The following is a 23,899-nucleotide window of genomic DNA, read 5'->3' as shown; positions in this document are numbered from 1 at the left end:
CCACGTTCCGCGTAAGATCCAAATTCTGGCTGGGTCAACCGAGGGTGTCAGGTCATAATAATGTCCTTCGGCCCTATGGCTGCTTGATTAGCGCCATTGGGCCAGTCTTTTAGGGAAAAGTTGATGGCACTAATCCTCTTCTTAGTCTCAGTTGGGCTTGTAATCTACCTTCTAACAGTGCGGCAGAATGCCAGCAAGGAGCAGGCCCGCCTTAAGGACCAGCTTGATACGATGGCGGCTTTGAATGCGACCCTCGAGGCTGAAAACCAGACTCTTGGAAAATACAGGGTCATCATTGATGCTGAGGCGGAAGCGCAGAGGATTGTCGGCGAAGCCAAGGATATGGCCTTTGAAATCGAAGACGATGCCAAAGGTATCAGAGCCCAGGCGAATCAAGCTCTGAATGATGCCCGAGGGCGTCTTGAGTCCACCATGCGCTCGGCGCAACAGGAGGCTCAAACCATCATCGACAATGCTAATAAACGGGCCGAAGAGATCGCGGGAAGTGCCTATGAGGCCGTGCGTAACGCCGATCGCTTCGAGAAGGTCGCCAAGGCTATGAGGAACGTGATCGAGGGCTATGGCGATCAGTACGTGATTCCATCCCATAGCCTCTTGGACGATTTGGCGGATGACTATGCCTTTACTGAAGCTGGTGAAGAGCTGAAGAATGCTCGCGAGAGGGTTCGGCTCATGGTCAAGGGGAACACAGCCGCCACCTGTGAATATGTCGAGACGAATCGGCGTGATACGGCTATTCGCTTTGTTGTGGATGCGTTCAACGGCAAAGTGGATTCTATCCTTTCCCGTACCAAGAGCGATAATTTCGGCAAGTTGGAGCAGGAGATCAAGGATGCCTTCAACTTAGTCAATCACAATGGGGCTGCGTTCCGGAATGCCCGAATTCTTGATTCCTTTCTGGATGCTCGCCTGACGGAACTTCGATGGGCGGCGACAGTCCAGGAAATCAAGCTTAGAGATAGAGAAGAGCAGCGCCGAATTAAAGAACAGATTCGTGAGGAAGAACGGGCCCAGCGAGAGTTCGAGCGCGCCCTAAAGGAAGCGGCGAAGGAAGAGGAGACTCTTCGGAAAGCGATGGAGAAGATCCAGGCGCAGGTCGAGAAGGCCTCTTCCGCTCAGCGCGAAAAGTATGAGGCGCAGCTGGCGGAAATGGCAGAGAAACTGAGGCAAGCAGAGGAGAAGAACCAGCGCGCCCTTTCAATGGCACAACAGACCAAGACTGGGCACGTCTATGTGATCTCGAATATAGGCTCATTCGGCGAAGACGTATACAAGATTGGCCTCACGCGCCGCTTGGAGCCCTTGGACCGCGTTCGCGAGCTTGGGGATGCCAGCGTTCCCTTTAGCTTCGATGTTCACGCAATGATCTATAGCGAGGATGCCCCGGCCCTCGAAACCGCGTTACACCGCCACTTCCTTGCCGCCCAAGTGAACAAAGTCAATCCTCGCAAAGAGTTTTTCCGCGTGCCCATAGCGGCTCTCCGTGAAGAGCTTGAGAGCCTTGGGGTTAAGGCACAGTGGACACTTCAGGCAGAGGCCAAAGAGTATCGTGAAACCTTGGTCATCGAACGCGCATTAACGGAAGATCCTGAAAAGGGGCGTCACTGGTTGGAGAGCCAGGCACAATACGATGCGAGCGGCGAGTTTGCCCGCGAAGAGATTGAAGCTTGAACCAGGGTTTGATGCCATCGGGAAATAGCCTTAGATCCGATCATTAGCAACTTGTAGCCAAGTTACCATGCTTGTATGTTGGCGCGTTTTTTGAAGCAGGATCTCCATTCGACAACCGCGCGCGAGCCTAATGAACTATATTCGCGGCGTTGAGACTGGGCATCGTCGCGTTTACCCTGAATGGCCTTCGCGACCGCTATTCGTCACGGAGGCCGGGGCTAAGCTAACCACTGGCCGCGTGCCCTGTCGGATTAAGCACCTAGCGGTGGCGGGCGGGATTGACATTACCCCCCACGGCCTCCGCCGGACCTGGGTGACCCAGGCGGCCCTAAAAGGCCACTCCCTCGTCGTTATCGAAGGCTTGCAGCCATGCGAACCTATCCACGACTCAAGGCTATCTGATGCTCTCTGAGCGCCAGGTGGTGGGCTCTATGAGGGCGTGGTAGAGCCAAGAGAGGCCGGGCATTCGCTTAGCGGGCCCGGCTTTCTCGATTTTTGGCTAGGCGGTCAACTCAGAGAACTGGATGACCTTCTTGGCTTTGGTACGTTTGGTGTAGCGGCCATCTTGGCCCCACGGCCAGATGAGGCAACGATCCGAGTCATAGGCCCACTCGCCCTGCCCAATGGAGCTAACCCTGTAGACCCGCAGAGGCCACACGGAGCGGTAATCCGGGACATCCCACCACACGATGTTAGCGACAAGGCGCGTGCCATTCAGATAACCGGTGTAACAGTGGCTCCCCGCCTCTTGGCCATAGGCGTTGAACTCAAGGATGGCGGCAGCGCGATCATAACCCGCCAGTTTGGGGTGGGAAGCCCCGAGGCTTTCGTTATGGATATGGGCCAGCACGGCGTGAAGCTCATGGCCGATGGGGGTATCGGTCACGTTCTGGCTCGCCGGGCACCCCTGATACTGATAAGCGTTATAGCCGCTCCCGAGCGTGTGGGGCTCGATGGCCACCTTCTCAGCCCAGCCAGGGGGACTAATCTGCACGCCCTCTTTCCATTTGGGCACCGCGATGTCATTCTCGATCATAGGAAATCCTTTTCTATTTGTAGCCAGCCCGACGGGGCTGCTTTTGACGAAAACTAAGCTCAACCTTCTAGAATCACGACTAGGCGCAAGCAGGCAGATAGTGCCCTGAGTTCAGGATGAGTTGCCCTAACTGTCATAGGGAGCAACCGCTGGTCACGGGGCGAGTTGGACAAATTTTGGCACCCCTGCTTGATTTCAGCGCCTGTCACGCTGGTCACGGCCATTTAGCGAGCTGTACGAAAGAATGGGGTAAGCCCCTTAGTTAACCTAATTAATAAATGCTTCGTACAAACCAGCATGTAAAAAATCTGCTGTGACAGCGTGACAAAACCCGAAGATTCAATCAGGGCAAGCCTTCCGGCCATTCACGCCCCGTGACCATTGGCCGTGACGGACTACCCGGCCACCCCGAGCCAATCCCCGAGAAGTCCCGGGGGCGACACCAAGCCGCGAACGCTCGTCCCGCGCACCCCGGCCACCGGAGGCCGCTTTTGGTCGGCCGTCCACCCGTTGGCCAGCAAGGCCGCCCGGACCCTCTCGCGATCCAGGCCCAGGTCGGCACAGATCGCATTAATGCCGGTGCCGGTAGGAAGGAAGACCTGCCCCTGCTCCAAGTGCCAGCCCCAGTAATCCCGGTGGCTCGGCATAATGCCCTGCCGGAAGAGACGGGACGGTTCGGCCAGCAGGCGCTCGGTAAAGCGCTCAACCATTTCATCGCCCTCGCTCCCCGTGGTGTACTCAAGCCCCGCTTTCCATAGGTGCTTGCTGGCCCATTCCCGGGCCTTTTCGATGATCGTTTGGTCCGCCATCTCCAGGGCGCTCATCAGGAGAGCGAGGCCGGTAAGGGCCGCCGCAACGTGTTTGATGCGCCGTCGGACAATCTGGCTCGTACCTTCGTCGCACTGATCCTCAAGCACGCGACGGTAGTTGTTAAAGAGGGTCTGCGCAGCCTGCCGATTCTTCTCGTCCTGGAGGTACCGGATGATCTTGGGCCAGGCGTGCCCGTAGTTCGCCAACGCCGCCCGCTCGAGCCCTTCGATGATCGCTCGCGCATTGGTCGCCTCTTGGGTGATACCCGCAACCTTCCGATAGCGGCCACCGTAAGGCAACTGGGCCTGCTCCCCCACATCCGACCATAGGCCCGCCGTCGCGGCATCCACGTCAATCACGCGGAACTGAAGGCCGCCGGGCATCTGAGTCTTGCCGAAGCGGCTATTGCGAACCTTGCTAGCCAAGCTCTCCTCGCCGCTCGAAATCAGCTGAGTTCGCCAGGCCTTCGGTTCCCGGGCTTCCGTCTCCTTGGTCATTCGCGCCTTCCCACGGCCATTCGCGGCCATATACAAGGCGGACTGCCAATCGGTATTCGCGGGCGCCTGGTGAACCTCATCCAAGATGCTCACGCTATCGGAACGAGCGGCCAGCGGGGCCTCCATGCCGTTGTCCGTCGCGCGCCAGGTGCCGATGTACGAACTGGGCGAACTAGGCTTCCCCGGGATTCCCAGCAAGCTCGCGATCAATTGCAGCAGCGTGGTCTTGCCGCTTCCCGAGGCGCCCACGAGGTTGATGATGCCGGGTTCCATCCCGAACAAGACCGCCAGGAGGACCGCCGAGCAAGCGAAGCCCGCAAGCGTAGCAAAGGCCGGGTTGTGCAAGGCAGCGGCAAGCAACATCGCCGATCCCTCAAGGGTTCCGGCCTGCCCAACGCCAAGATTGCCTTGGCTTGAGCCCGAGCGCGAAAGGGCGATCAGTTCCTCGCTATTCTCGGGCAAGATGACCGTTTCCCCGTAGATGTAGCAAGGGGGCGCCCCCGACCTCATCCTGATCCAGCCTTTCTCGTAGGTGCCGTGGACCACCGAAGAGATCCCCGCGTGGCAACTGGCCGCCGTAATTCGCTGAAGCTCCTGGAGGCCCTTCTGAGTTGCCAGGAATCCGCGCGAATTCCAGAATTTCGGATCGCTCGTTTGCTCGGCCGGAATCTGGAGCGTAGTGGGTTCGCCTCGCACCAGACCCTCGTACTCGTCCATAATGATCGGGGAGCGCGTCGGGTCGTCGCGAACCAACACCCCGTCCTGCACCTCGCAGTTTTTGATGGTCCGCGTGTGCCGGACAAAGGGGGCATCTTCGACGGGGAGATACAGCACCTTCCCCTTATCGACCTTCGCCTTGAGGACCCGAGGCGGCCTCGGATCCCCGAAAGCTTGGTAGGGGTAGTGATAGGCCAGGGTAATCTCTTTGGCTTCGCCGCCATCCTCCTCCGAGGCGACCAGAGCCTTGTCATAGGGGATGCTTGCACGGAATCCGGGGCTGATGCTCTGGGTGGAGGCGAGAAGAGCTTTCATCGCCTCGCGGGCATGCTGGCTAATCATCAGGCGCCCTCCAGCATGAGCAGGTCATCCAGCCCCATCTTGCTTTCCGGTCCCGCGTACTCCTTAGGGATAAAGGCGAAGTTGACGGCCTTCGTCGGGATCTGAACCAGGATGGCCCGCGCAAGCAGGGAAAGGCCTTTTTTGACCGTCGCCTGGGTACTCTCCTTCGGGTCGCAATCGCCCAGCACCAAGACCTTCCGGTTGCGACAAATCTCGTAAAGCTCGGCAATCAGACGCGTCTCAGGCGAAAGGCGCTCGTCCTCGTTCCTCTTAGGTTCAGCCGCCCAGTTCCAGATGCCCGCGATGCCAACACAGGCAAACCCTTCCTGGACGGCCTTAGCAGCCTTCTTCTCGCCCTCCGTGATGATCAGAGGGGCCACAGGGTCATTCAGCAGCTCGGCCAGCCCCGGGGGCAGGAAGATGCGGTTATGGGCGCCGGAACGACTGCGATACTTAGGCGCCTCCTCGCCAGGCGGCAGCATCATCCGATAGCGGACCATCGGGGCTCCCGTTCCGTCCTTCATGGGATTGCCCGACAGGTCACGGTAGGGAATGCTGTACCCGTCGTACGCCAGGGATTTGTCGGAATCGGGGCCGTAGACCCACCGGGCGATCGAGGTCGCATCAAGCGATTCGCAACCCATCGCGGTGATCGTGTCGTCACTCAGGCCGCTACGCTTCAAGTCGGCCAGGTGAGCGGGGGCAAGGCGATTACTGCTCATTGCTGCCCCCGCTGGCCACGGCCTTGCGCCACAGGTCGAGCAGGCAGGCCAATTGGGTCCGAGAGGGCTTGCGCGCCTTCCGGGTGCCCAGGATCGGGCTAGAAATCATATGTGAACCTCACTGTAAGGGCACCTCACGCGCTGAACGTACAGCGTCGCTACGGAGTGCCCGAGTCAATCCAGGTCGGCCAACCTGAACATATTATGAAGGCTCAATAGCGATAGAGTCAAGGGGGCAACGTCGAAAGGGTGACGTCGGTTAGCGAAAGCGCTTGCTGCGCTATACCGCAAAGTATTGCAGTCAGCCGATCAGGCGGTGCTTTAATGCATCAAGCCGCACGCCCAGTCGTCGGGAGGCTGTGGGCAACCTGGACTGACAAAAAAATCAAGCCAGCCGACTAGCCGCCATGTATTGAATGGCCGATAGCCCTCGCGCCGATGGATGCCCCGACCTCTGTGGCGGACCAAGCTCAGGCCGAGCGCATCCCAAAGTGCTGGCAGGTGCCTCAATGGCTCCCGGCAGCTTGGATGAGCCGAGGCGGTTTGCAACTCGGCAGGTTGGGCCCAGTTGGCCTCGGGCTGATTTGGGCTGAATACTATCCAAGCCTCGGCTTAGAAGCTCGGTGAGGGCCGCCTCGGTCGCCTCCCGGGTCTGGTAGGATCCGCCGATCACGCGTCTACGGTCGCGGGTGGTGATGATTAGATAGAATCCAATTCTCCCCCCTTGAGGCTGCGTAGCTGCTATGAGGATGCCTCAATCTTGCTTAGCGCTTTTCAGGGTCGCATTCAGGCTCTTTGGGTAACCCCTGGCCGCCCCGGGGTAAATTGCTGCTCTCGGGATGGGCGCCGTCCAACCAGCCAGGCATCTGGCTCCCAAGCGCAATCATAAGTCGGCAATATCAGCCGCGGCCTGCCGTTTTTGGGCGACCCCAATCGCATTATCGGACTTTAGATGCCTTCACCCAAAATTCGAAAAGCTCGGTTTGGGTTAGGCCCGATTCGGCGCAAAGTTGGTTGAAGCGGTCCCGGTTAGCCTCCGTGGTCCTAATTCCTACGGTGACAGGTTTTGCACCGTTTTTATCCGCTTCAGTTTTCTTCGGTATAATAATATCGTTCATTAGTAGCTCCATTAATGACGTGGATATTGGCATTAATCATTTTTCAACCATTCAAAGTACTCATCCTCTTTCTTGTTATGTTTGGATGAGTTGCAAGAGCGACAAGCCGGAACCAAATTTGCAAGCCAATTACTGCCGCCTCGTGACAAAGGAATCCGGTGGTCGATAGTCAGCGTCGCAAAGGTTAACCGGATATTACAGTACCTACATCGCCAACCCCAATATTGAACCTTGGCCAAAAGATCCTCTTGGGCGAATATACCGGGTGCCGAAAGTTCCAGTGTCCGATGACGTAACTCCTTTAGTCTCTTAGGCCATGGGTTTTGCTTGTAGCGTTCCTGTTCGTGCTCATTGTATCCATTAGCTTTTCTACGTTCCCAGCGGGCGCGATCGTATGCCTGTCGTTCAGGATCAAGCCATCGAAGACGCTCGCGTAACCTAGTCTTTTCTATGTTTCGCTTCGCATATTTGTTTCCTCCGCGCTCCTTGGTGCGCTCACGATGCTGCTTTATTTTTGCAGCGTATTTCTCGGGATGGCGCTCAGCAAAACGTCGCTCTTTTTCGCGCCTCAAATCCGGCCTAGCTTTGGTACGAGCACGACAATAGGCATTGAAACATTCCCTGCACCAAACTTCCCATCCATTTGGTCGAGTTCGATTTGGCTTAAAGTACTCGATTGTAATAGGCTTACAGATTTCACATTTGGGGCAGGTCCGCATCTCTTCCGGGTCAAAGCGTTTTGGCGTTGAGCGCCCGTAATGGTACCAATTCCGCTTGTACTCACGATCGCAGGCCTTGCAGCACTTGCCAAGCCCACTCTTATTCCTCTTGACCTTGATGAAGTAGTCAACAGTAAAGGGATACATCTGACCGCAGGTGGAACACTGTTGAAGGTCATTCTCAGCGCCCATGCTCCGATCGTCCTCCTCACTCGTAGAATGACTTTTGGATAATAGGTGTTTAACGCCTAAGCGTCATCCACCTAGCCGCTTAAACTTTCGCCAGTCCCCAACAGCGATGGCGAGAGAATGGCCCAACAAGCCGACCCCTTCTATCAAAAATTCGGCAAGCGGCTTCGCAAGGCCCGCGAGCGCGCCGGGTTGACCCAAGAGGTCGCCTCGGGCCTGCTGGGCATGGACCAGACAAACCTGTCGCGGCTTGAATTGGGCAAGCAGGGGATTACGCTCAAAGACGCCGCTAGGCTTGCGGATCTTTACCGAGTGCCCTACGACGCCCTTGTGATGGGGCATTCGGACTTCGACTAGCGCAGGCTGCTACCAGTCGCGCATCGCCGCAACCACCTCCCCCTCCGTCTGGCGTAGATAGGCCTGCGTGGTCGTCAGGTCTGAATGCCCCAGCGCAATCCGAATGGCATTGATGGAGCGCCCCTGGTTGGCGGCTAAAGTCGCGAAGGTACGGCGCAAGCCATGGCAGGTGATATCGACGCCGAGGCAACGTGCAAGCTGCTTCATCCTCTTAGCAAGCTTATGACGGTTAAAGGCGGCCCCGTCCGAATCAATGAAAAAGGCCCCGCCAAGCGCCCGAACAGCCCGATAACGATCCAAATGCCGAAGCAAATCAGTGCTCACCCCAACGCGCCGGTCTTTACCACCCTTCCCATGCCGTATAGTCAAAATGCGCTCGCCGAAGTCCACATCTTGAACCCGTAGCTTGCAGACCTCCGAGACGCGAAGGCCAGCATAGACCATGCAGGCGACCATTGCGGCGAGTGTCAGATTTTCTGCCGCCGTCGTTTTTGAGCGGGTCAGGATAACCTCGAACAATCTCGTAACGTCTAATGGTTTCAGATGAGTTCGGCGGGGATCCATTTGACGGCGAGGCTTGAGCGGCCGCAATGCAGCGAGAGCATCAGGGCCCAGAACGCCCTCGGCTACTAGATACTTCCCAAGGCTGATCAGGGCGTTGAAGGTGTTGAGTTTTAAGGCAAAGGACTTTGGCGGGATCTTCTCGAAGACGCTGAGGACGCTCTTCCTCTCAAAGATGGAAGCAATCGATATCCGCACTTGACCATCGAGGCTCAGGCGCTTGACGTAAACCATTGCGCTTCCCCGGTGCGTGGCGATGGTCGTGGGCAAGAGGCCGCTAACGTGCTCTAAATAACGAATCCAGCCATCAATGAGTTGCAGCAGATCAGAGGGGGCATCATCTGGCCGGGTGAGCTTTAATGCGATCGTTGGCGTATGACGAACCCATGCTTCTAAATCGGCCTGTCTAACACGATAGGTCTTTCCAACCCGAATGGCGGGTAACGTGCCGTCTTTGCATCGCTTCTGGATCAAAGATGTGCTAGCACCGACTATTGCGGCAGCGTGGGCAACCGTAAGCAGAGTATCCATGATGGGCGTCTCCATTGAATTTCAGCCCATTTTTGCGGATAATACGGACGTACTAGATCAGATAAGGCCGCCCCCGGAAACCATCGCCAATACTGGCTAAGGGACGTGGCGAAATGGCAGACGCGCCAGACTTAGGATCTGGTTCCTCACGGAGTAAGGGTTCAAGTCCCTTCGTCCCCACTATCAAGACCTGGAGGCAGTCTCCAGGCCTTTTTCACTCCCTGGTGCCGCAACCGAAATCCTGAATAGGTGACAATTTAGGTAACAGCAGTGGCTTTTTACAGCGTTTGCCACCTATTACAACCTCTGGTCACAAAAAAATCCCCCTAGTCCGAAGACCAGGGAAGTACTCAGAATCGTAAGCCAGCACCAAGGGCAATCCCCCGCTCTCGGCCGTCCCACGTGGACCACGCCCCCGTGAATGCGAAAGCCTTGTCGCCCACGCTTACCCCAGCGCCACCAGCCTCAAGGTTGCCCACCAGGTCGAGACCGACCTCAAGCGGAGCGCCCACCACCCAGGGCGGCACCTCGACACGCGCAAGCTGCACGTCGGCCGCAAGCATGCCGGGCATGGTGGTGAGGACCACGCCTAGGCGGCCGTGTGTCGGCAACGCATCCCTCGGGGCGGCCACCGGCACCGCGGCCGAGGACGTAACCTCCGAGGCGGCCACCGCGCTGGTGGTCTGAGTGAGTTCAATAACGACCTCCTCGTCTTGTGCCTTCTCAGGGCGTCTGCGCATCTGGCCCACACCTGCCCCTTGGTTACGCTCCTGCATCTCTGGGGATGCTGGGTGACGGATCGTCACCTTTACCCCCTGGGCTGAAGTGACGGCCGCCGAGTTGGTGGCAATCACCTTAGCGAATCGCTCAGAAGCGACGGGGGATGGATGCGTTGTCGGCGAGCAGCGCCGCAAAACGAGAGCCGCCCCCGCCAAGACGGCGAAGGCGGCAACAAGTGTGAGAACGGGGAGTACATATCGATTTCTCTTCATTTGCTCTTACGAGTAGTCAAAGATGAGGCGAAAGCCACGCACATCCAAGTGGGTGAATCGAGCGTGTCGGCCAATGCCGTGCGCCTCGGGTACGCTCTTGATGACAATCGCCTGAAGCTGTGACGGCAGCAAATCATCGACCTGGATATCGGCAGCGCGGCCCGTAAGGTGCAAGCTTTGCGGCCTGCCACCTACAGCTTTGTTATGCTTGGCGCAGCGATAGCCCGAGGTGATGCGGATCGGTTTGTGCCCGATTGCAAGACGCACCCGCTCTAGCATCAGGACGACGCGGGTCAGGTTGGCGAGAATCTCGGGCTGGGCTTCACCGCCGCAACCACAACGACAGGCCAGCTCCTCAAGGCGGAAATGGGGGGAAAGGCTAGGCATTGGGGCCTCCATCTCTCAAGCGAAAGTAAAAACCAATCACGACGCCAGCCAAGCCAAGTGCGCTCTCCGGAACATCGCGACCGAACGTCACAGGGATGGCCACAGATGAAACAAGAAGCAGTGCCAGGATTGCCCTGACACTGCCGATGGGAAGATTGAGGGGGGAGTTGAGCATGCCTCTCACCGCCTATCCTTGATGACGGCAATAAGGTCCGAGCGCAAGCCTTTCACCTCTTCCTTCATCTCTCGTAAGTTCTCGGCGATGGGTTGTAACTCGGCCCGGGTGACGGTGGAGTCCAGCTGCTTCTGGATGGCCCGGATCTGAGCGTCATGGCCCCCCCAAGCAGCAGCGAAAGCACCGCCCGGCATGGCGAGGCCCAAGATGATCCCCACGATAATCTGGACCCTGGTCAACTCGGGCATAGGGGGGTAACGCTGGGTCATGGTGCTACTCCTTTCCGGCTGAGGCATCGAATTTAAATCTCAAAAACAAGAGCCCGTCTCGCGCATGACAAGACGGGCTCTTTGTATGGTTCAACTGCACGAGCATTCAAACAGGCTGGGGCTACATCATCCCCTGAGCGCCAGATGCTCGCTTCTGGAAGTTGTACGCCCGCTTGAGCACGTTGCTCAGGCGATAGGGGGACCGGAAGGTGTGGGTCGTCACCGAGGCCCAAGGGCCAGCCCCGGTGTAGTTTTCTTGGTTTGCGCTGTACACCACGATCTTGTTCACCACAAGCGACGGATTCCAACTGCCATTAGTGTTGTTGGCGGAAGCCTTCACCGCCCCGTCCCATGAAACGGTCGTGTTATAGCGTTGCACCGTCCCTGAGCTGTAGGTGTAGTTGAAGGTAAAGGGCCAGTTCGTCTCGACCGTGCGCGGATTGTTCGGTGCTGGCGGAATCGGATAGAGTTCGTAGACAGAACTATAAGAGAAGTTGTCGCCGCGTGCGTCGTGACAACTGAAGTGGACTTCGTATCGCCCGGCCCCTCGTCCAGTCAGAGTGCTGGACTTGTCGTTGCCGCCGGTAAAGCCCGTCCAGTAGTGATACGAATCGTCGTTGAGACGCCTGACCTGCAGATGCGAGTTCGAGATTCCCTGGCCGCTCGACCAGCCCGAGCCACTGAAGTTGAGGGTCCCGCCCCACGTCCCGCTAATCGCACTGGTCGCACCATAGCTTAGTTGAACCTCGGACCCATTGTTCTCCCACTGCCAGCCGCCCCAGAACGTCCAGAACTGGAAGTAGAGGTAGTAGTATCCCGGATCGTAGGGACCGAAGTCCGCGCTGCCGGGATGCCAGCCGGTGTTGCCGGAATCGTAAATGCAGGTGCCCCACGCATTGTAGATCTTATAGTTGTGGCCTGCAGAGCCTTCACCTCCGGTGATGTTCCAGACGCGGATGTAGCGGCCGGAAGCGCCATAACTTGCCATCGTCGGATCTCCTAACTAGGTAACGGGCGGCACGTCGAGCATCGGCAGGATCGGCGGCGGCGGAATCAGCATGTAGCAGCCATGGTCTTCATCCCAAGCGACGATCATGACGGCCGTAGGGATGCTAACCCCGACCGAAGCACGTACGGAGGCGATGTGGCCGTCAGGCAATTCGACGCTGATTTTCTTGACACCGTCCTCGAAGGTCTCGACTTGAGTGACGGGAAAAACCTGCCCGATGTATTCGGGCTTGTGCACGTAAGAAGCAGCCATACTAGATGATCCTCACAGAAGTCAGCTTCAGGACAGCGGTGCCGGCCACGACCTGGATGTAGACGATACCCAATCCCGCCAGCCCCCACAGTTCGAAGGGAATCATATCGATGTCACCCGCCGCATGAGCCACCGGCGTTCCCGACCAATACAGCAAGTCGTCATTGGTGTTGCCGCTTGCGAGTCGCCAGATCTTGATCTGCGCATTGCTGGTTCCCGTCAGGAATTCAACCTTGGTCATCAGACCCTGACTCATCCCACTTTGCAGGGTGACAGCCGTCAGATTGGCGGATCCCCCAGGGACAGTTCCGGAGGTGCCCGAACTACTGGTCAAGGACGCGGTCGCGACCTGGGCACGCGTACCGAGCCCTGCGGTGGGGGTCCCTGTCATGACGAGATTCCCGCCGAGGGTAACGGTACGGGCCGCGAAATCGCCGTTGGTGTCGCGCGCGACAACCTTGTTTGCGGTGTTGGCCGAATCAGCGTCGACGGCCCAGGTGACAGCAGCCGAACCGTTGAAGTTGGCCCCAGTGAGGTAGGCCCCGCGGGTGAGCGAGTTAGGGGTGTTCGCCGTGACGGTGATGTTGGCGCTACCGTCGAAGTTGATCCCGTTGATCGCACGAGGGGTCTGAAGGGTGGTAGCGGTCGTCGCATTACCGGCGAGGGCTGCCGTGATGGTACCCGCCGAGAAGTTGCCGGACGCATCTCTCAGGACCAGCTTGCTTGCAGTATTGCTCGTGACTGCATCCGAGCTGTCATACACCCTGTACCAGTTCATGGCAGTGCTGCCGATGGTATTGCTGGGCCTGAAGGTGGTCGTAAATAGCTTACCGCCGAAAGAAGTCCCCTCATCGACGGTGAGCGTCGCACCCGCGATCTCCTCGCTGGCATCCGCGTCTGCGGCACGCGTCCATGCACCGGACTGGGCAAGGTAAATGCCGTTTTGTGAAGCAGTCGTTTGATCCTTGACCAACACGCGATCGTTAGCAGCGAGCACAACACCATCGATCGTTTGCAGGCCCGATAGCGAGATGTTCGCCGTCGTTGCGACACGAACGCCCTTCTTGGTCCAGGCCCCCGGCAGATACGTCAGGTCGATCGGTGCCCAGGAGGGGGTGACCCCACCGATCAGCACCGTGCCGGCTGCTCCAACCGCGAGGCGGGACAGCCCCGAAACGGAGGACGCGTACAGCAAGTCACCCACCGAATATGCGCTTTGCCCGGTACCGCCCTTGGTCGCGGGCACCGTTGCGAGGGTCAGAACGCCCGTATTGGAAATCGACGCATCCCCTGAGAGAGTGGTCCAAGTGGGCACCGCGCTCGCGTTCGCCATCAGGATCTGAGCCGACGTGCCCGCCGCCGTGGTCAGCGTCGTCGTGTTTGAGGCGTAGACGACGCCGTTGGCGGTAAGGGTCGAGAGGCCCGTCCCGCCCCGGCCGACCGGGAGCGTGCCGGACGTCAGTTTTGAGGTATCCAGGTTGGGAATGTCGGCCGCCGTCAGAGTATCCCAAGTCGGGGCCGCCGCGTTGGTGCCATCCCCCACCTCGCGCAGAAATTTCCGGGTGGTCGTCGTGTTCCCGGCCAATCGCGTGTTAGTGCCTGCCGCCCCCCCGTAGATGAGATCGCCGAGCGCCGACATGGGCGAGAGCGCGTCAAAAGCCGCAATTTTGGTGGTGGCCCCGGTGCCGCCGTGTGCGATGTCCACCGTCGGCAGATCGGCGACCACCAAGGAGCGGAACGTGGGCGCGGCTGCACTCCCCGAGGCAGGACCCGCGAAGACCTGATTGGCGGCCTGATTGGCGAGCGTCGCCGTCAACGTGCCGGAGCCCGCGCTGACTGGGGAGCCACTCACGGTGAAGATGCTCGGCAAGCTGAGCCCCACCGAGGAGAGCATCTGCTGGTTCGCTCCGTTGATACGCGCAAACAGGCCGGCCGTCGTGGTCCAGATATCCCCGTTCACCGGCGTCGTCGGTGCCACGCCGTGAGGCAGGTTGAAGCCCGACCCGGCAGCCGCCGAGGCGGCTGCGGTCGCCTTGCCGGCCGAGAGCGTCAGTCCGGCCGTGAAAGTCTGAAGGGCGGAGAAGGTATTGGGCTGATTCAGGATCGGCGCACCACCCAGCGTCTTCCGCAGATCCGCGATGTTCCCGGCGTTGAGCACCGTGGCCGCGGCGTTCACCTGCACCTGAGCCAGCACCAGATCCGTCGCGAGCAGCTTCGCGGGCGCCACGGGGCTTGCGGCGGGGATCCCCTGCACCACGCCGAGGGTGAAGTAACTCAGGCGGGTCTGGGGCAGAGTCTGCGTGCTCGTGCTGATGCCATCGTTGGTGAGGATGGCGGTGAAGTCGGTGAGAAGCGTCGCGGCCCGCACGTACACCAGGTCGATACGAGGCAAGGTGGCATGCGCCGCAGCGAGAGTCATGGTGGGAGCGATCCCCTCGGCAGGCAAACCGTAAGCGACGGCGGTACTGGGAACGGTGGAGGGGACGTAGATAGGATAGCCGGCACCGTCGATCCCTTCGCCCGCCGCGACGGTGATCCCCAGACCGCTGCCGCTTGGGCTGACAGAAAGGCCGTTATAGACGAGCGGAGTCCCGGCGAACAAGGTCTTGAGACGCACCGCCTCATCCTCTCGCGCCATGCTCATGTTGCGATTGACTTCCCCGGACAGGAAAGCGCTATTGCTCGGGACGTGAATGCTACCGTGCGCGCTTTGATTCGGCATTTGATCTGACTCCTTTTCAGATGAAGGAAACCCTCGCCAAGTAACGGCGAGGGCTTGAAAAAGTGATGCAGCGAGGGCGCTATTGCAGGCTCATGGGTAAGACGGCGATGACCTTCACGCCGCGGGCTCTGACACGATTGACGTCTCGAATGGCGTTGTTGGCTCGCTGCTTGGCATCTGCAATCTGGGTGGGCGTCGGGGTCTTCCCGAGGAACGGATCGCCGAACGTAATCACGAGCTGGCGCGCAGGAACGGAGATGGCCTCGCGGTCGTAAAAGCCTCGGTCCCAGAAGGTCGAGGCATCGCCGAACTCCAGCATCTGATAAGCCAGGCCCCACTTGTCCAAGGCGAAGCGAAGACCCTCCTCGTTCACCGCCTGGCCTTGCTTGATGGCCTTGAGGCGAAGCGCATACTGCTCGCGAGTTTCGCCGGTCATCCGCTGCTCATTGAGCTCTTCGCCCCAGCGCTCGAGCCCCTCGTCACTTGCCGTGCCGATCGTCGTATCGGCAGCGGCGAGGGCCAAATCCGCCTCCACCTCGGTGAAGCGCGCCTCGATAGCGTCATGCAGGGCGAGAGCGTGGGAGCCGGACCTCAGAAGCCGCCGGACCCACCGTGGCAAGTGATTCATCAGAGCCATGTGAGCCCCCCCATGATCGCCATCTGCCGCTCCGCCAGCGCAAAATTACTCACCGGCAAGAAACTCGCGTTATCCACGTCGATCACGCCGCGCCCCTGGAAACTCAGGCAGATATCCTTGATGCGGTTGATCCGCATCACCCGATCGTTCGCGCCTGGATCGTTGAGGCTCCGGACGTAAGTGGTCACGGCGCCAAGGACATCCTCTCGCAATTGGCTCACGAGCGTGCCCGTGACCCAAGGCTGTAGAACGAGCTTGATGCTGAAGTTGAAGGTCACCCCCTCGATCGGCTTCACGTCCACCCAGATTCCTTTGGCCCGCGCAGCAGAGATCGGTGGGTTGGCGTTTCGATCGCCGTTGAGATGCCGCCGCACCTCGGCAAGGAGCGCGGGGGGCAGAAGGCCGTTCCCATCGGCGCAATACAGCGTAACGGGCGCAGCCCCGGGCGTCGTGAAGTCTTCGACGGTGTAGGCGACCACCGCTCCCGCCGTGAGTGCCGCCGCGATGAGGGAGTCATCCGTGCCCTTGGTGCGCGAGCGAATTTCGAGCTTGGCACGCAAGCGATAGGCGCTGTCCGACTCGTCGTCGGTGCCATTGGTGAAAGCCTCGGCGACCACGGCCCCATCGAGCTGCGTGGACTGGGTGATGATCTGCAAGGCGATGCCGACCGGCATGTTGGTGTCCGTCCCGCCGCGACTGGCGATGAAGGGCACCGTCCAGGACGTGGCCCCCGGTGCGATGATCAGAGGCTGGGCGTTGGTGTAGAAGGGCCGATCAGCCGATGGCTTGGATGGATCGGGCGGTGGCGCCACCCTGATCGCACCAACCGGGAAGGTGATCGGCGCGTTCGGGGGCGTCTGGCGCGAAAGCGTCACCAGGCCGTCGTCAGCCCCCCTCGCGAGGAGCCTGGGAATCCCCTCGTTGGTCTCGAGGCGCCGGCGCAGCATGTCTCCCTGGGCGGAGTCGATGAAGAAATCGTTGCGGACTTGGGCGATCGCCGCGCTCACCTCTGCTGCTCGCTTAGAGGTGGCGTCTAGCCAGGCTGTGAGCGGATCCCAGGCGCGGAAGATGAGGCCCGGGACCCGCGCCTTGACGGCAGCCTTGAGTTTCTCGAAGTGATAGGTACTGTTCTTGGTGACTGAAGCCATGGTCATCGTCCTCCTGCGGTAATGGCAAGCGGTGAATTGTTCACGTGGATCGTCACCGCGGCGACGTTGGTATCGTCAGGCCTGATCTGGACGTCCTCAATCGAGTTCACGCGCGGATGGCTGCTCAAGAGTTCCAGGATCTTGCTTTGGAGCTCGTTCATGAAACTCGCAGTCGCGGGCTGCCCGGGCGCGTCGAGTTCGCTAAGCAAATGCGTGACGTCCTGGGCGATTTCCTCCTCTGGCGTGGCCTCACGGAAGGTGCCCGAAGCGATGGGGGCGAAATCCTCGTAGAAAAAAAAACTCATCAGGCGATACTCCCGCTGCTCATGCTGCCGCTGGCGCTGCCCGTCACCGGCCCCTGTGGCGACAACAGGCCCGAACCGGGCACCGTGACCGATCCCGAAACCGTACCAGACTTGACGAACGCTTCGATCGCGTTCGCCAGCGCCTCTGCCGCCGCCTCCGGCGTCATCGCCTCGGGGTCCGTCTTGTTGAGTAACGTGCGAATGGCGTTGTTTAGCGCCGTCTTATTGAGTGGCATGCTCAAACCCCCTTGAACTTGGTCGAGATCCCGCCGTCGCTCCAAGCCTGGAAAGGCGCGGTCGGCACGGCTGTCGGTCCCATCGGGTGCGGGTGGGTGTGACTGTTCAGACTCTGGATCAAGGCATTGAAGGTATCCTCGATCCAGGACTTCATCACGACCGCCTGGGCGTCATCCTTGCCGCCCAGATAAATCGTGCCGTCGGCATCGAGTAAAAGCTTGTTGCCGTCGGCATGTTCGAGCAGGACGGTATCGGCGGCATAGTCGTCCGGCGGAATATCGACCCCGTTATAGAGGCCGCCCAAGGCGATGTAGCTGAAGCAATCGGGATCGGTGGCTAACAGCAAGACTTCGGTTTCGAGGGGGGGCAGGTAGGATGCCCGCCACTTTCCGAAGCTAATCCCGAGCCCCAGGTAGCGGATCCAATTGGTGACACCCCCGTCGGGCAAGATTTCGACCATGATCAGGCCGCCGGCCTTATCCACGTTCTTGACCAGGCCAGAGCGAACCGGGTGGCGCTCGGGATTGAGCAAGGCCATCTTGATCGCATCCGCGGCAACACGCGCGTTGTGGGTGCTCTGTCTCATTGAAGAATCCTCTTGGCGTTGTAAAGTTCGACGTCCATGACGTGGGAGTCCTGGGTGATGACGTGATGGATGCGCTCCGGCCAGTAGGTCTGATCGATCCCCGGTGCGATGCCCGAGACCTCGAACGCCCACAGGATGTCATCAAGCGCCGCATCGCCCGGGATGTCCGAGATCGAGAGGCGCAACAGGCTTCGCCCCGCATCCCGGGCTAGCTTTTCGGCGATCGCCTTCGCCTTGTCCAGCTTGATACCGGGGATGTTTTTGGTGATCACCAGCGAGCCGGAGCCCGCCGTATGAGCGATCCGCGCCTTGGCCTTCGCATCCCAGGAGATCACGCGGATCGAGACGTCCGAGTTGGTGTGGGATTTGCTCCAGGCGTAACGATTGAAGTGCTGGTGATAGACGAGAGGCATGCTCTTCTTCGCCCCGGGCTCCGGCTGAAGACCGAAGAACGGCTGGCGGCGATACACCCTGAAGGCGAAGCTCTCGCTTTCGGCAAGATCGAAGAGAATATCGTGGCGGCTCATCCCCCTGCTGATCAGGTGGGAGTTATCCTTGGTGGGTACACCGATCTGATGTTGCGTGGCCGTGATCTTGGAGAGATCTGAAAACTCCGCCTCTTGGCAGTACGTCTTGACGAGTTCCGAGGCAGTGATATTGTTCGGTAGGTGCGCCTCGACCTTTCTTAGTGCGAAGCGCGCCGAAAGATCACGCCCCCTCAAGTGAAGATCGTCGAAGCCATCCTCACCGCTCGCATTGGAATCGTCGAGTTGGCCGACGAACCACTCCTTCTGAGCGTAGCTGATCACCACCTCGGACGGCGTGTCGGTCAAGAGCTTTGGAACGTTTACCGTCTGTAGAGGCGCGGAAATCGCGAACTGAGCCGGCGTATGGAATTGCTCGAGCGTGATCTCGATCTGCGTCCATTGAATCGGCTGACCGCCAACCGTGACGCTCCAGTTGCCGGCATCGAATTTATAGTCACTGGGCATAGGGCACCTTCAACCTCAAGCCCGGCACGAGCGTGCTCGCACTGAGGCTAGGATTCATCTGCAGGATCGCTTCAATGGTGACGCGGAACCAATCGGCAATCTGCTCGAGGGTGTCCTCGACCTGGACGACGTACTCGACCGGCACGGTCGAGAGGGAATCTAGCAGGTTGAGGAGGGCAATCTCCAGATCATCGATCGCAACCAGCGCAAATTCGGCCGAGGCCTTTGCCACGGCGGCATCCGCGCCTTGTAGCAGCGGCGTGACCGGAGCCAGGACCTTCGCGAAGAACTCGTTTCTCGCTGCCGGCAACAGGCCGATGGTGCTGTTGATGGTCGTTGCGATCTCAGCGCCGAGCTGGAAAGGGATCGCGGCAATGTCGGCCACGGTCGACAGGGTATCGGAGACCATGCGAAGCGTGTCGTTGCAGGCTTCGAGGGCCGACGTGATCGGCGAGAAGTTATCAGCGACCAACGCCTTGATCGCGAGCAAATGAGAGGCGAGGGTCTCCTTGGTCTTGAAGGCATCGTCGAAATGCTCATTAACCTCGGTCAGACGCCCGGCCTTATCAGGAACGGGCGCGCCGGCAGGAGCGTTGAACGCCCCTGGCAACTTCTCATCTGAGATTGGCTGATAAGTCAGCGTGCCGGTCACAAGCTGCTGGGTGTAACGAAAGCGAAAACTGGTCAAATAGCCCCTGAAATCGAATCGGTTCGCCCACTTCAGCGGGATCAGCCGCTGCTCTTCGGTCATCCGCTTGAGGGCCCTGGCGGCATCGAGCGCCCAGTCGCCATTGAACTTGAAGTTCAGCGTGATGGGGTCCGGGGTGACCCGTCCCACCTGCACGAGCGGCTTGCTCTGCTTGAAAAAAAAGAACCGGAAAGCGGCTGTTACGCCTTCTTCCAGTTCTTCCGGGGCTTCCGCCTGCAGGGTATAGGTCCCGAGTTTAAAGATCTTGAGGTCTTCAGATGATGCGAGTGGCATCGCCCCTCCTATCGAATCTGTCTCGGCACGGAGCGCGTGGGCCGTACCGAAGCGAAGTAAGTATCAAGGCTCTCCTGAATTAGCCTCTCGGTCTGCCTGCCGCCGGCAGCTGCGATCGTGCCGATGTCACCCTTCCCCATGCCACCTTGCACCTGGATGGTGACGGAAGGCTGGACGCTCACCGCGCCGCCTTGCCTGTCGCGGCTCGCGGGCGGCGGAGAGGTTCGGGCCCGATGCACTAGATCTTGCGCCTTCCGGCTAAGCGGTGCCGGCTGAGCACCGAAGGGCTGCGAGCCCCGCTCTTGAGCATTCGGCGCGGACTTCAAGCTGGCGTCATACTGTGCCAATGTGAGCAACGGCTGCTTCTTAGAGGCTCGCTCGCGGTTGAGGGCGTTGAAGGTGGAGTAGTACTCGAAACGTTTCTGGGTGCGCGCGAGAGTCTCCTTCGAGGTTCCGCCGAACAGCTCCGGCTTCCAATTCCCCAGTTTCTCCCCGAGCACACGGAACAGCGGATTGGTGATGAAGTGCGCGATACCCAAGCCGACCGTGGCGGCCGCCCCTACGACTCCGGCCCCTCTCAAGAGCATCGGAAGCGCGGAAACAAGGCGCGGCCCCATCTCTGCTATCACAGTACCGACGAGGCGAGAGCCAAACCCGCGGGTGATGGCAGCGGCGGAGCGCGAGGCGGCAAGCGCCGTCCTCATCCCCGACGTCATCGCGCCGCCGAGCCGCAGGCCGAGGCCTCGAGCGGCAGTGCTGAAACGGGCTGCCTGGGTCCGAAGCCCCTCGCCCAGACGAGCCAGCATCCCAGCACTCGTCCTACCAGCTGCACCCGCCACGACGCTCCCTTCGCCTGTAGCTGCGCTGCCCGCCGTCTGAAGCACCCGCTTGCCCCCCCCGCCGGTGAGAACGTCCGCAACGCTCTTAAGGCCGTCTTTTGCCTTCTTTGCAGCAAAGCCGGCAGTACCAACAGCCCCGATCGTGGCGGCCCCCCAGGTTAGCGCTTTACCGACCAGCGGATGCTTATCCATGAATCCGGTAAGCCGCTGGATAGCCTCGGTCAGCACTTCGAGAGAGCGTGTCAAACTCGGTAGCAGCGTCTCGCCGATCCTGAGGCGGAAGTTGTCCAGGGCGGCAGCCAAGGCCGCCTGCGAACCCGCGTAGGATTGAAGCGCGCTCTCGTAACCCTTATCAGTCCCAACAGCACGCTTGGTCATCTCCTTGTCGTGCATGATCTTTTCAAAGCGCGACAGGCCGGCACTCGTCAGGTTAAGGGACGTCTTTGAATCCGGCTGCAAAGCCGAAAGATGCGTGCTCCCGTTACTGACGCCTTCCTTGCGGATGATCGGCATCAAATGCTTGGTTGCCCACCCCAATGGGTCGCGCTGCGCTTGCGCGCTATCGACCAATCCGCCAGGCTTGAAGCCCGTGACTCTTCCGTTCTCGCGGATGATCGCCCTCGAATCCAGCAGACCATCACGGACCAGCGCCTGGGCGCTCTTTTGGTTCGCCTTTCCGAACGCGAGGTTCTGCATCACACCCATGAGTTCGGTGGCAGTCGATTGACCACTCTCGTCTTGAATGAGCGCCCCAAATCTGATCTTGGCGTCATCACTCATCTTGAAGCGCGAGAGATTCGTCTGCTTGGCGATGTCAACGAACGCCGAAGCGCCCACCTTGCCGCCGGTAAGCGACCAGATCTTCCCCAAGAGATCGAAGTTTTGTCCAAGGGCCTGCGTTTTCTGGGAAGGACTCATATTCGCCGCATTTTGAGGATCCAAGGTGGTCATCCTGTCGGCAGCCTGCAGAGTATCGAGAACCTGGTTATCACTCAGGTGATAGAGCGTTTTCCCCGTGAAAGAAAGCTTGTTGAAACTCGGGGCCAGTTTGAGCGCTTCATCCAGGTTCTGGGTGAGGCCGTACAGCTCTTTGATATTGGCAAGGACTTCCGCTTCCCTGAAGCCCTTCATGATCATACTGAGTTGTCTTGCGGCAGAAAAGGCGCGCTGATTTTCAGCATCGCTCAAGCCGATCTGGCGAAAACCGGTCTTCGCCTCATCCAGGTTCGCAGCGATAGGAATCGTCTTGTAGAGTTGCTTGAGAAGCTTGATACCACCATCATCAAGCGAGTTGCCTTGCTCGGTCTCCTGATCACGGGTCGGGCGACTGCTGCGAGTTTTTTTCTGATGGTCGAGGATGCGCTTATACCCGTCGCTCTGGTGATCCAGTTGACGAGAAATCGCCGCTTCAAGTTGAAGTGCACTGCGAAGTTCCTGATTACGATGTTTCAGGAAAGAAAGCCGAAAACTCTCTTGTCTCCCCGTATTCTCGATGAGCCTGGCATTGGCTTGGGCCAGCCAGTGGCTCTCCTTCTGAAGGCCGAAAGTGCTTCGCAGAGCGAGGCGAATCTCCTCAACATAATGCTTGACAAGCTTCAGACGAACAAGAAAATCGTCCACCATCTTTGAATCAGAGCTATTTTCGAATTTGCTATCGTCCATGCGATTTTTTTTCTCATCCATTGCCGCCTCCAAAAACAAAACCCCCGCCAAAATGGCAGGGGCAACAGATGAATCTCGATTCAGGAAAACTATTTCACGATTAGTACTTCCATTTAACATTTACTCGAGGCACAGTATTTTTACTGCCGAGGACGGTGGTGTAGGTATAGGTCCCACCAATCTTACCGACCACGTTAAATTTCTCCCCACTCACAACCGACCCAGGCTTAACACCAGACAAATAAATAAGGGATGATCCACGACCAATTGATGCAAGAATCCCCCCGCTTGCATTTGACTCGAACTCCACAAATAAGAAAACAGGCTTTCCTATCTTTCTGGAGACATTCGACGAAAGCTCATTTCTGGATTCAGACTCTCTTCCATTTACAAAAATCGCATTGATTTTATCAAACGAAGCATCAGAACGCTTATCATTAACAAGAGCAAAGTCCATAAATTTTTTCCAGAAAACCATCTGTTTAGGATCATTTGCTTCATCAAAAAACGATTTGAGCTTATTTTCTCTTTCCTGGGCTTCCACCTGAGATTTAACGAGCGTCAAAGTTTGGTTGTAATAACCGCCCATTCTCTCCTTAAACTTACTTAAATCGTGATCATACCACCCCCAATTTTCGAAACTAAGAAAATTCGCGATTGATAAATTCTTATTCACCGCGCTTGCTGAATAAATATTAGGAGATGAATAACCATCATCACCAAAAACAACCGAAGATTTTGCATTGCTTTTTTTCAGCACATCTATAGTACTGGCATAATTTGCATCAACGGGGCAGTACAAATCATGCTCTGCCAGATACTTATTACCAGGAAACTTCAATCGCATCGAGTTCCAAACAATCGCCAGATCCAATGCGGTGTATCCTGTATCACCAACCTCATTGACCTTAGCGCCGGCGCTAATCAGCAATGAACAGATCTTATCGTTTCCAACAGCCGCGGCAACCATCAAGGGAGTTGCAAGACTGTCATTCTCAGCACGCTCGTTAACCGGGGCCCCCGCAGATAAAACAACCGAAACAATTTCATAATTATTAAGAATAAGAGCCAATCTCAGCGGAGAGATGCTATCTGGAAGACAGTCATTGGTAATATAATTCCACTTACTTGGATTTACCTCTGCACCGCACGAAATTGCTTGAGAAACCGCTTTCAAATCCTCTTCCAAAATCGCCTTGTACAGATTCATCGTCAACAAACATTGCGATCCTGACGTATTTCGAAATTTTTTCGCGATTTCCTGGGAGGAAATAAACTTCAAGCGACTTTCTTCTGAAGACTTCTCCAATCCAAACCCAGAAAATGCTACTGCCGAATTTGAATACAGCGTCATGGAAGCCAACAAGAATAAAATCGAATATGTACGCCGAAGTTGCATTATCACCTCTTGTCA

General features: G+C 58.3%; 23 protein-coding genes and 1 tRNA gene. 3 read left to right on the top strand and 21 right to left on the bottom strand.

Annotation, left to right across the window (positions count from 1 at the left end; genetic code table 11):
- The first annotated feature begins 123 nt into the window (after positions 1-123).
- Positions 124-1,692, top strand: a complete 1,569-nt coding sequence (locus tag J7643_19240) for a DUF4041 domain-containing protein (protein MBO9542728.1) — start codon at positions 124-126, stop codon at positions 1,690-1,692.
- Positions 1,693-2,191: 499 nt separating this feature from the next.
- Here the strand turns inward: J7643_19240 and J7643_19235 are convergent, their stop codons facing one another.
- From J7643_19235 to J7643_19215, 5 genes are all read right to left on the bottom strand, one after another.
- Positions 2,192-2,728, bottom strand: a complete 537-nt coding sequence (locus J7643_19235) for a hypothetical protein (protein ID MBO9542727.1) — start codon at positions 2,726-2,728, stop codon at positions 2,192-2,194.
- 395 nt (positions 2,729-3,123) lie between these two features.
- Complete coding sequence (locus tag J7643_19230) at positions 3,124-5,094, bottom strand: DUF927 domain-containing protein (protein ID MBO9542726.1); 1,971 nt, start codon at positions 5,092-5,094, stop codon at positions 3,124-3,126.
- Positions 5,094-5,816, bottom strand: a complete 723-nt coding sequence (locus J7643_19225) for a DUF3854 domain-containing protein (GenBank protein MBO9542725.1) — start codon at positions 5,814-5,816, stop codon at positions 5,094-5,096. The genes J7643_19230 and J7643_19225 overlap by 1 nt, the downstream gene beginning before the upstream one ends.
- Before the next feature lie 938 nt (positions 5,817-6,754).
- Positions 6,755-6,934, bottom strand: a complete 180-nt coding sequence (locus J7643_19220) for a hypothetical protein (GenBank protein ID MBO9542724.1) — start codon at positions 6,932-6,934, stop codon at positions 6,755-6,757.
- Between the two features lie 32 nt (positions 6,935-6,966).
- Complete coding sequence (locus J7643_19215) at positions 6,967-7,653, bottom strand: HNH endonuclease (protein ID MBO9542723.1); 687 nt, start codon at positions 7,651-7,653, stop codon at positions 6,967-6,969.
- Positions 7,654-7,962: 309 nt separating this feature from the next.
- Between J7643_19215 and J7643_19210 the strand changes: the two genes are divergently transcribed.
- Positions 7,963-8,199, top strand: a complete 237-nt coding sequence (locus J7643_19210) for a helix-turn-helix transcriptional regulator (GenBank protein ID MBO9542722.1) — start codon at positions 7,963-7,965, stop codon at positions 8,197-8,199.
- Positions 8,200-8,208: 9 nt separating this feature from the next.
- Here the strand turns inward: J7643_19210 and J7643_19205 are convergent, their stop codons facing one another.
- On the bottom strand, positions 8,209-9,291 hold the full coding sequence (locus tag J7643_19205) for a tyrosine-type recombinase/integrase (GenBank protein ID MBO9542721.1): 1,083 nt from the start codon (positions 9,289-9,291) through the stop codon (positions 8,209-8,211).
- Positions 9,292-9,391: 100 nt separating this feature from the next.
- Between J7643_19205 and J7643_19200 the strand changes: the two genes are divergently transcribed.
- Positions 9,392-9,471: transfer RNA gene (locus tag J7643_19200), tRNA-Leu, on the top strand.
- A 170-nt stretch (positions 9,472-9,641) separates the two neighbouring features.
- Here the strand turns inward: J7643_19200 and J7643_19195 are convergent.
- The 15 genes from J7643_19195 to J7643_19125 all read right to left on the bottom strand — a co-directional run bounded on the left by J7643_19195 (position 9,642) and on the right by J7643_19125 (position 23,884).
- Complete coding sequence (locus tag J7643_19195; GenBank protein ID MBO9542720.1) at positions 9,642-10,031, bottom strand: hypothetical protein; 390 nt, start codon at positions 10,029-10,031, stop codon at positions 9,642-9,644.
- Between the two features lie 258 nt (positions 10,032-10,289).
- Positions 10,290-10,670, bottom strand: a complete 381-nt coding sequence (locus J7643_19190; GenBank protein MBO9542719.1) for a DUF882 domain-containing protein — start codon at positions 10,668-10,670, stop codon at positions 10,290-10,292.
- Between the two features lie 180 nt (positions 10,671-10,850).
- Positions 10,851-11,114 (bottom strand): hypothetical protein, encoded by a 264-nt coding sequence (locus J7643_19185; protein ID MBO9542718.1) that lies wholly within the window; start codon positions 11,112-11,114, stop codon positions 10,851-10,853.
- A gap of 121 nt (positions 11,115-11,235) precedes the next feature.
- On the bottom strand, positions 11,236-12,102 hold the full coding sequence (locus J7643_19180) for a hypothetical protein (protein ID MBO9542717.1): 867 nt from the start codon (positions 12,100-12,102) through the stop codon (positions 11,236-11,238).
- 15 nt (positions 12,103-12,117) lie between these two features.
- The gene (locus J7643_19175) at positions 12,118-12,375 is read right to left on the bottom strand and encodes a hypothetical protein (GenBank protein MBO9542716.1); all 258 of its coding nucleotides are present in this window, start codon (positions 12,373-12,375) and stop codon (positions 12,118-12,120) included.
- Between the two features lies 1 nt (position 12,376).
- Positions 12,377-15,097 (bottom strand): hypothetical protein, encoded by a 2,721-nt coding sequence (locus J7643_19170; protein MBO9542715.1) that lies wholly within the window; start codon positions 15,095-15,097, stop codon positions 12,377-12,379.
- Positions 15,098-15,176: 79 nt separating this feature from the next.
- A complete protein-coding gene (locus J7643_19165; GenBank protein MBO9542714.1) occupies positions 15,177-15,734 on the bottom strand; it encodes a hypothetical protein in 558 nt (185 codons plus the stop codon).
- Positions 15,725-16,882: a baseplate J/gp47 family protein gene (locus tag J7643_19160; GenBank protein MBO9542713.1), complete on the bottom strand. Its 1,158-nt coding sequence runs from the start codon at positions 16,880-16,882 to the stop codon at positions 15,725-15,727. Before J7643_19160 ends, J7643_19165 begins: the two co-directional genes overlap by 10 nt.
- A 2-nt stretch (positions 16,883-16,884) precedes the next feature.
- The gene (locus tag J7643_19155; protein MBO9542712.1) at positions 16,885-17,187 is read right to left on the bottom strand and encodes a hypothetical protein; all 303 of its coding nucleotides are present in this window, start codon (positions 17,185-17,187) and stop codon (positions 16,885-16,887) included.
- Positions 17,187-17,423, bottom strand: a complete 237-nt coding sequence (locus J7643_19150) for a hypothetical protein (GenBank protein MBO9542711.1) — start codon at positions 17,421-17,423, stop codon at positions 17,187-17,189. Before J7643_19150 ends, J7643_19155 begins: the two co-directional genes overlap by 1 nt.
- A gap of 2 nt (positions 17,424-17,425) precedes the next feature.
- Positions 17,426-18,010 carry a hypothetical protein gene (locus tag J7643_19145; GenBank protein ID MBO9542710.1) on the bottom strand — a complete coding sequence of 195 codons (585 nt, stop codon included), beginning with the start codon at positions 18,008-18,010 and terminating at the stop codon, positions 17,426-17,428.
- Positions 18,007-19,002, bottom strand: coding sequence for a hypothetical protein (locus tag J7643_19140; protein ID MBO9542709.1), 996 nt, complete (start codon positions 19,000-19,002; stop codon positions 18,007-18,009). Before J7643_19140 ends, J7643_19145 begins: the two co-directional genes overlap by 4 nt.
- Positions 18,992-19,984, bottom strand: coding sequence for a LysM peptidoglycan-binding domain-containing protein (locus J7643_19135; GenBank protein ID MBO9542708.1), 993 nt, complete (start codon positions 19,982-19,984; stop codon positions 18,992-18,994). Before J7643_19135 ends, J7643_19140 begins: the two co-directional genes overlap by 11 nt.
- Before the next feature lie 8 nt (positions 19,985-19,992).
- Positions 19,993-22,506, bottom strand: coding sequence for a hypothetical protein (locus J7643_19130; protein ID MBO9542707.1), 2,514 nt, complete (start codon positions 22,504-22,506; stop codon positions 19,993-19,995).
- Positions 22,507-22,585: 79 nt separating this feature from the next.
- A complete protein-coding gene (locus J7643_19125; GenBank protein ID MBO9542706.1) occupies positions 22,586-23,884 on the bottom strand; it encodes an ankyrin repeat domain-containing protein in 1,299 nt (432 codons plus the stop codon).
- Positions 23,885-23,899 lie beyond the last annotated feature (15 nt).

This window comes from bacterium (assembly GCA_017744355.1).
Classification (GTDB): domain Bacteria; phylum Cyanobacteriota; class Sericytochromatia; order S15B-MN24; family UBA4093; genus JAGIBK01.
The sequence above is the reverse complement of the archived record's forward strand: the minus strand, read 5'-3'. Positions and strand labels throughout refer to the sequence as shown.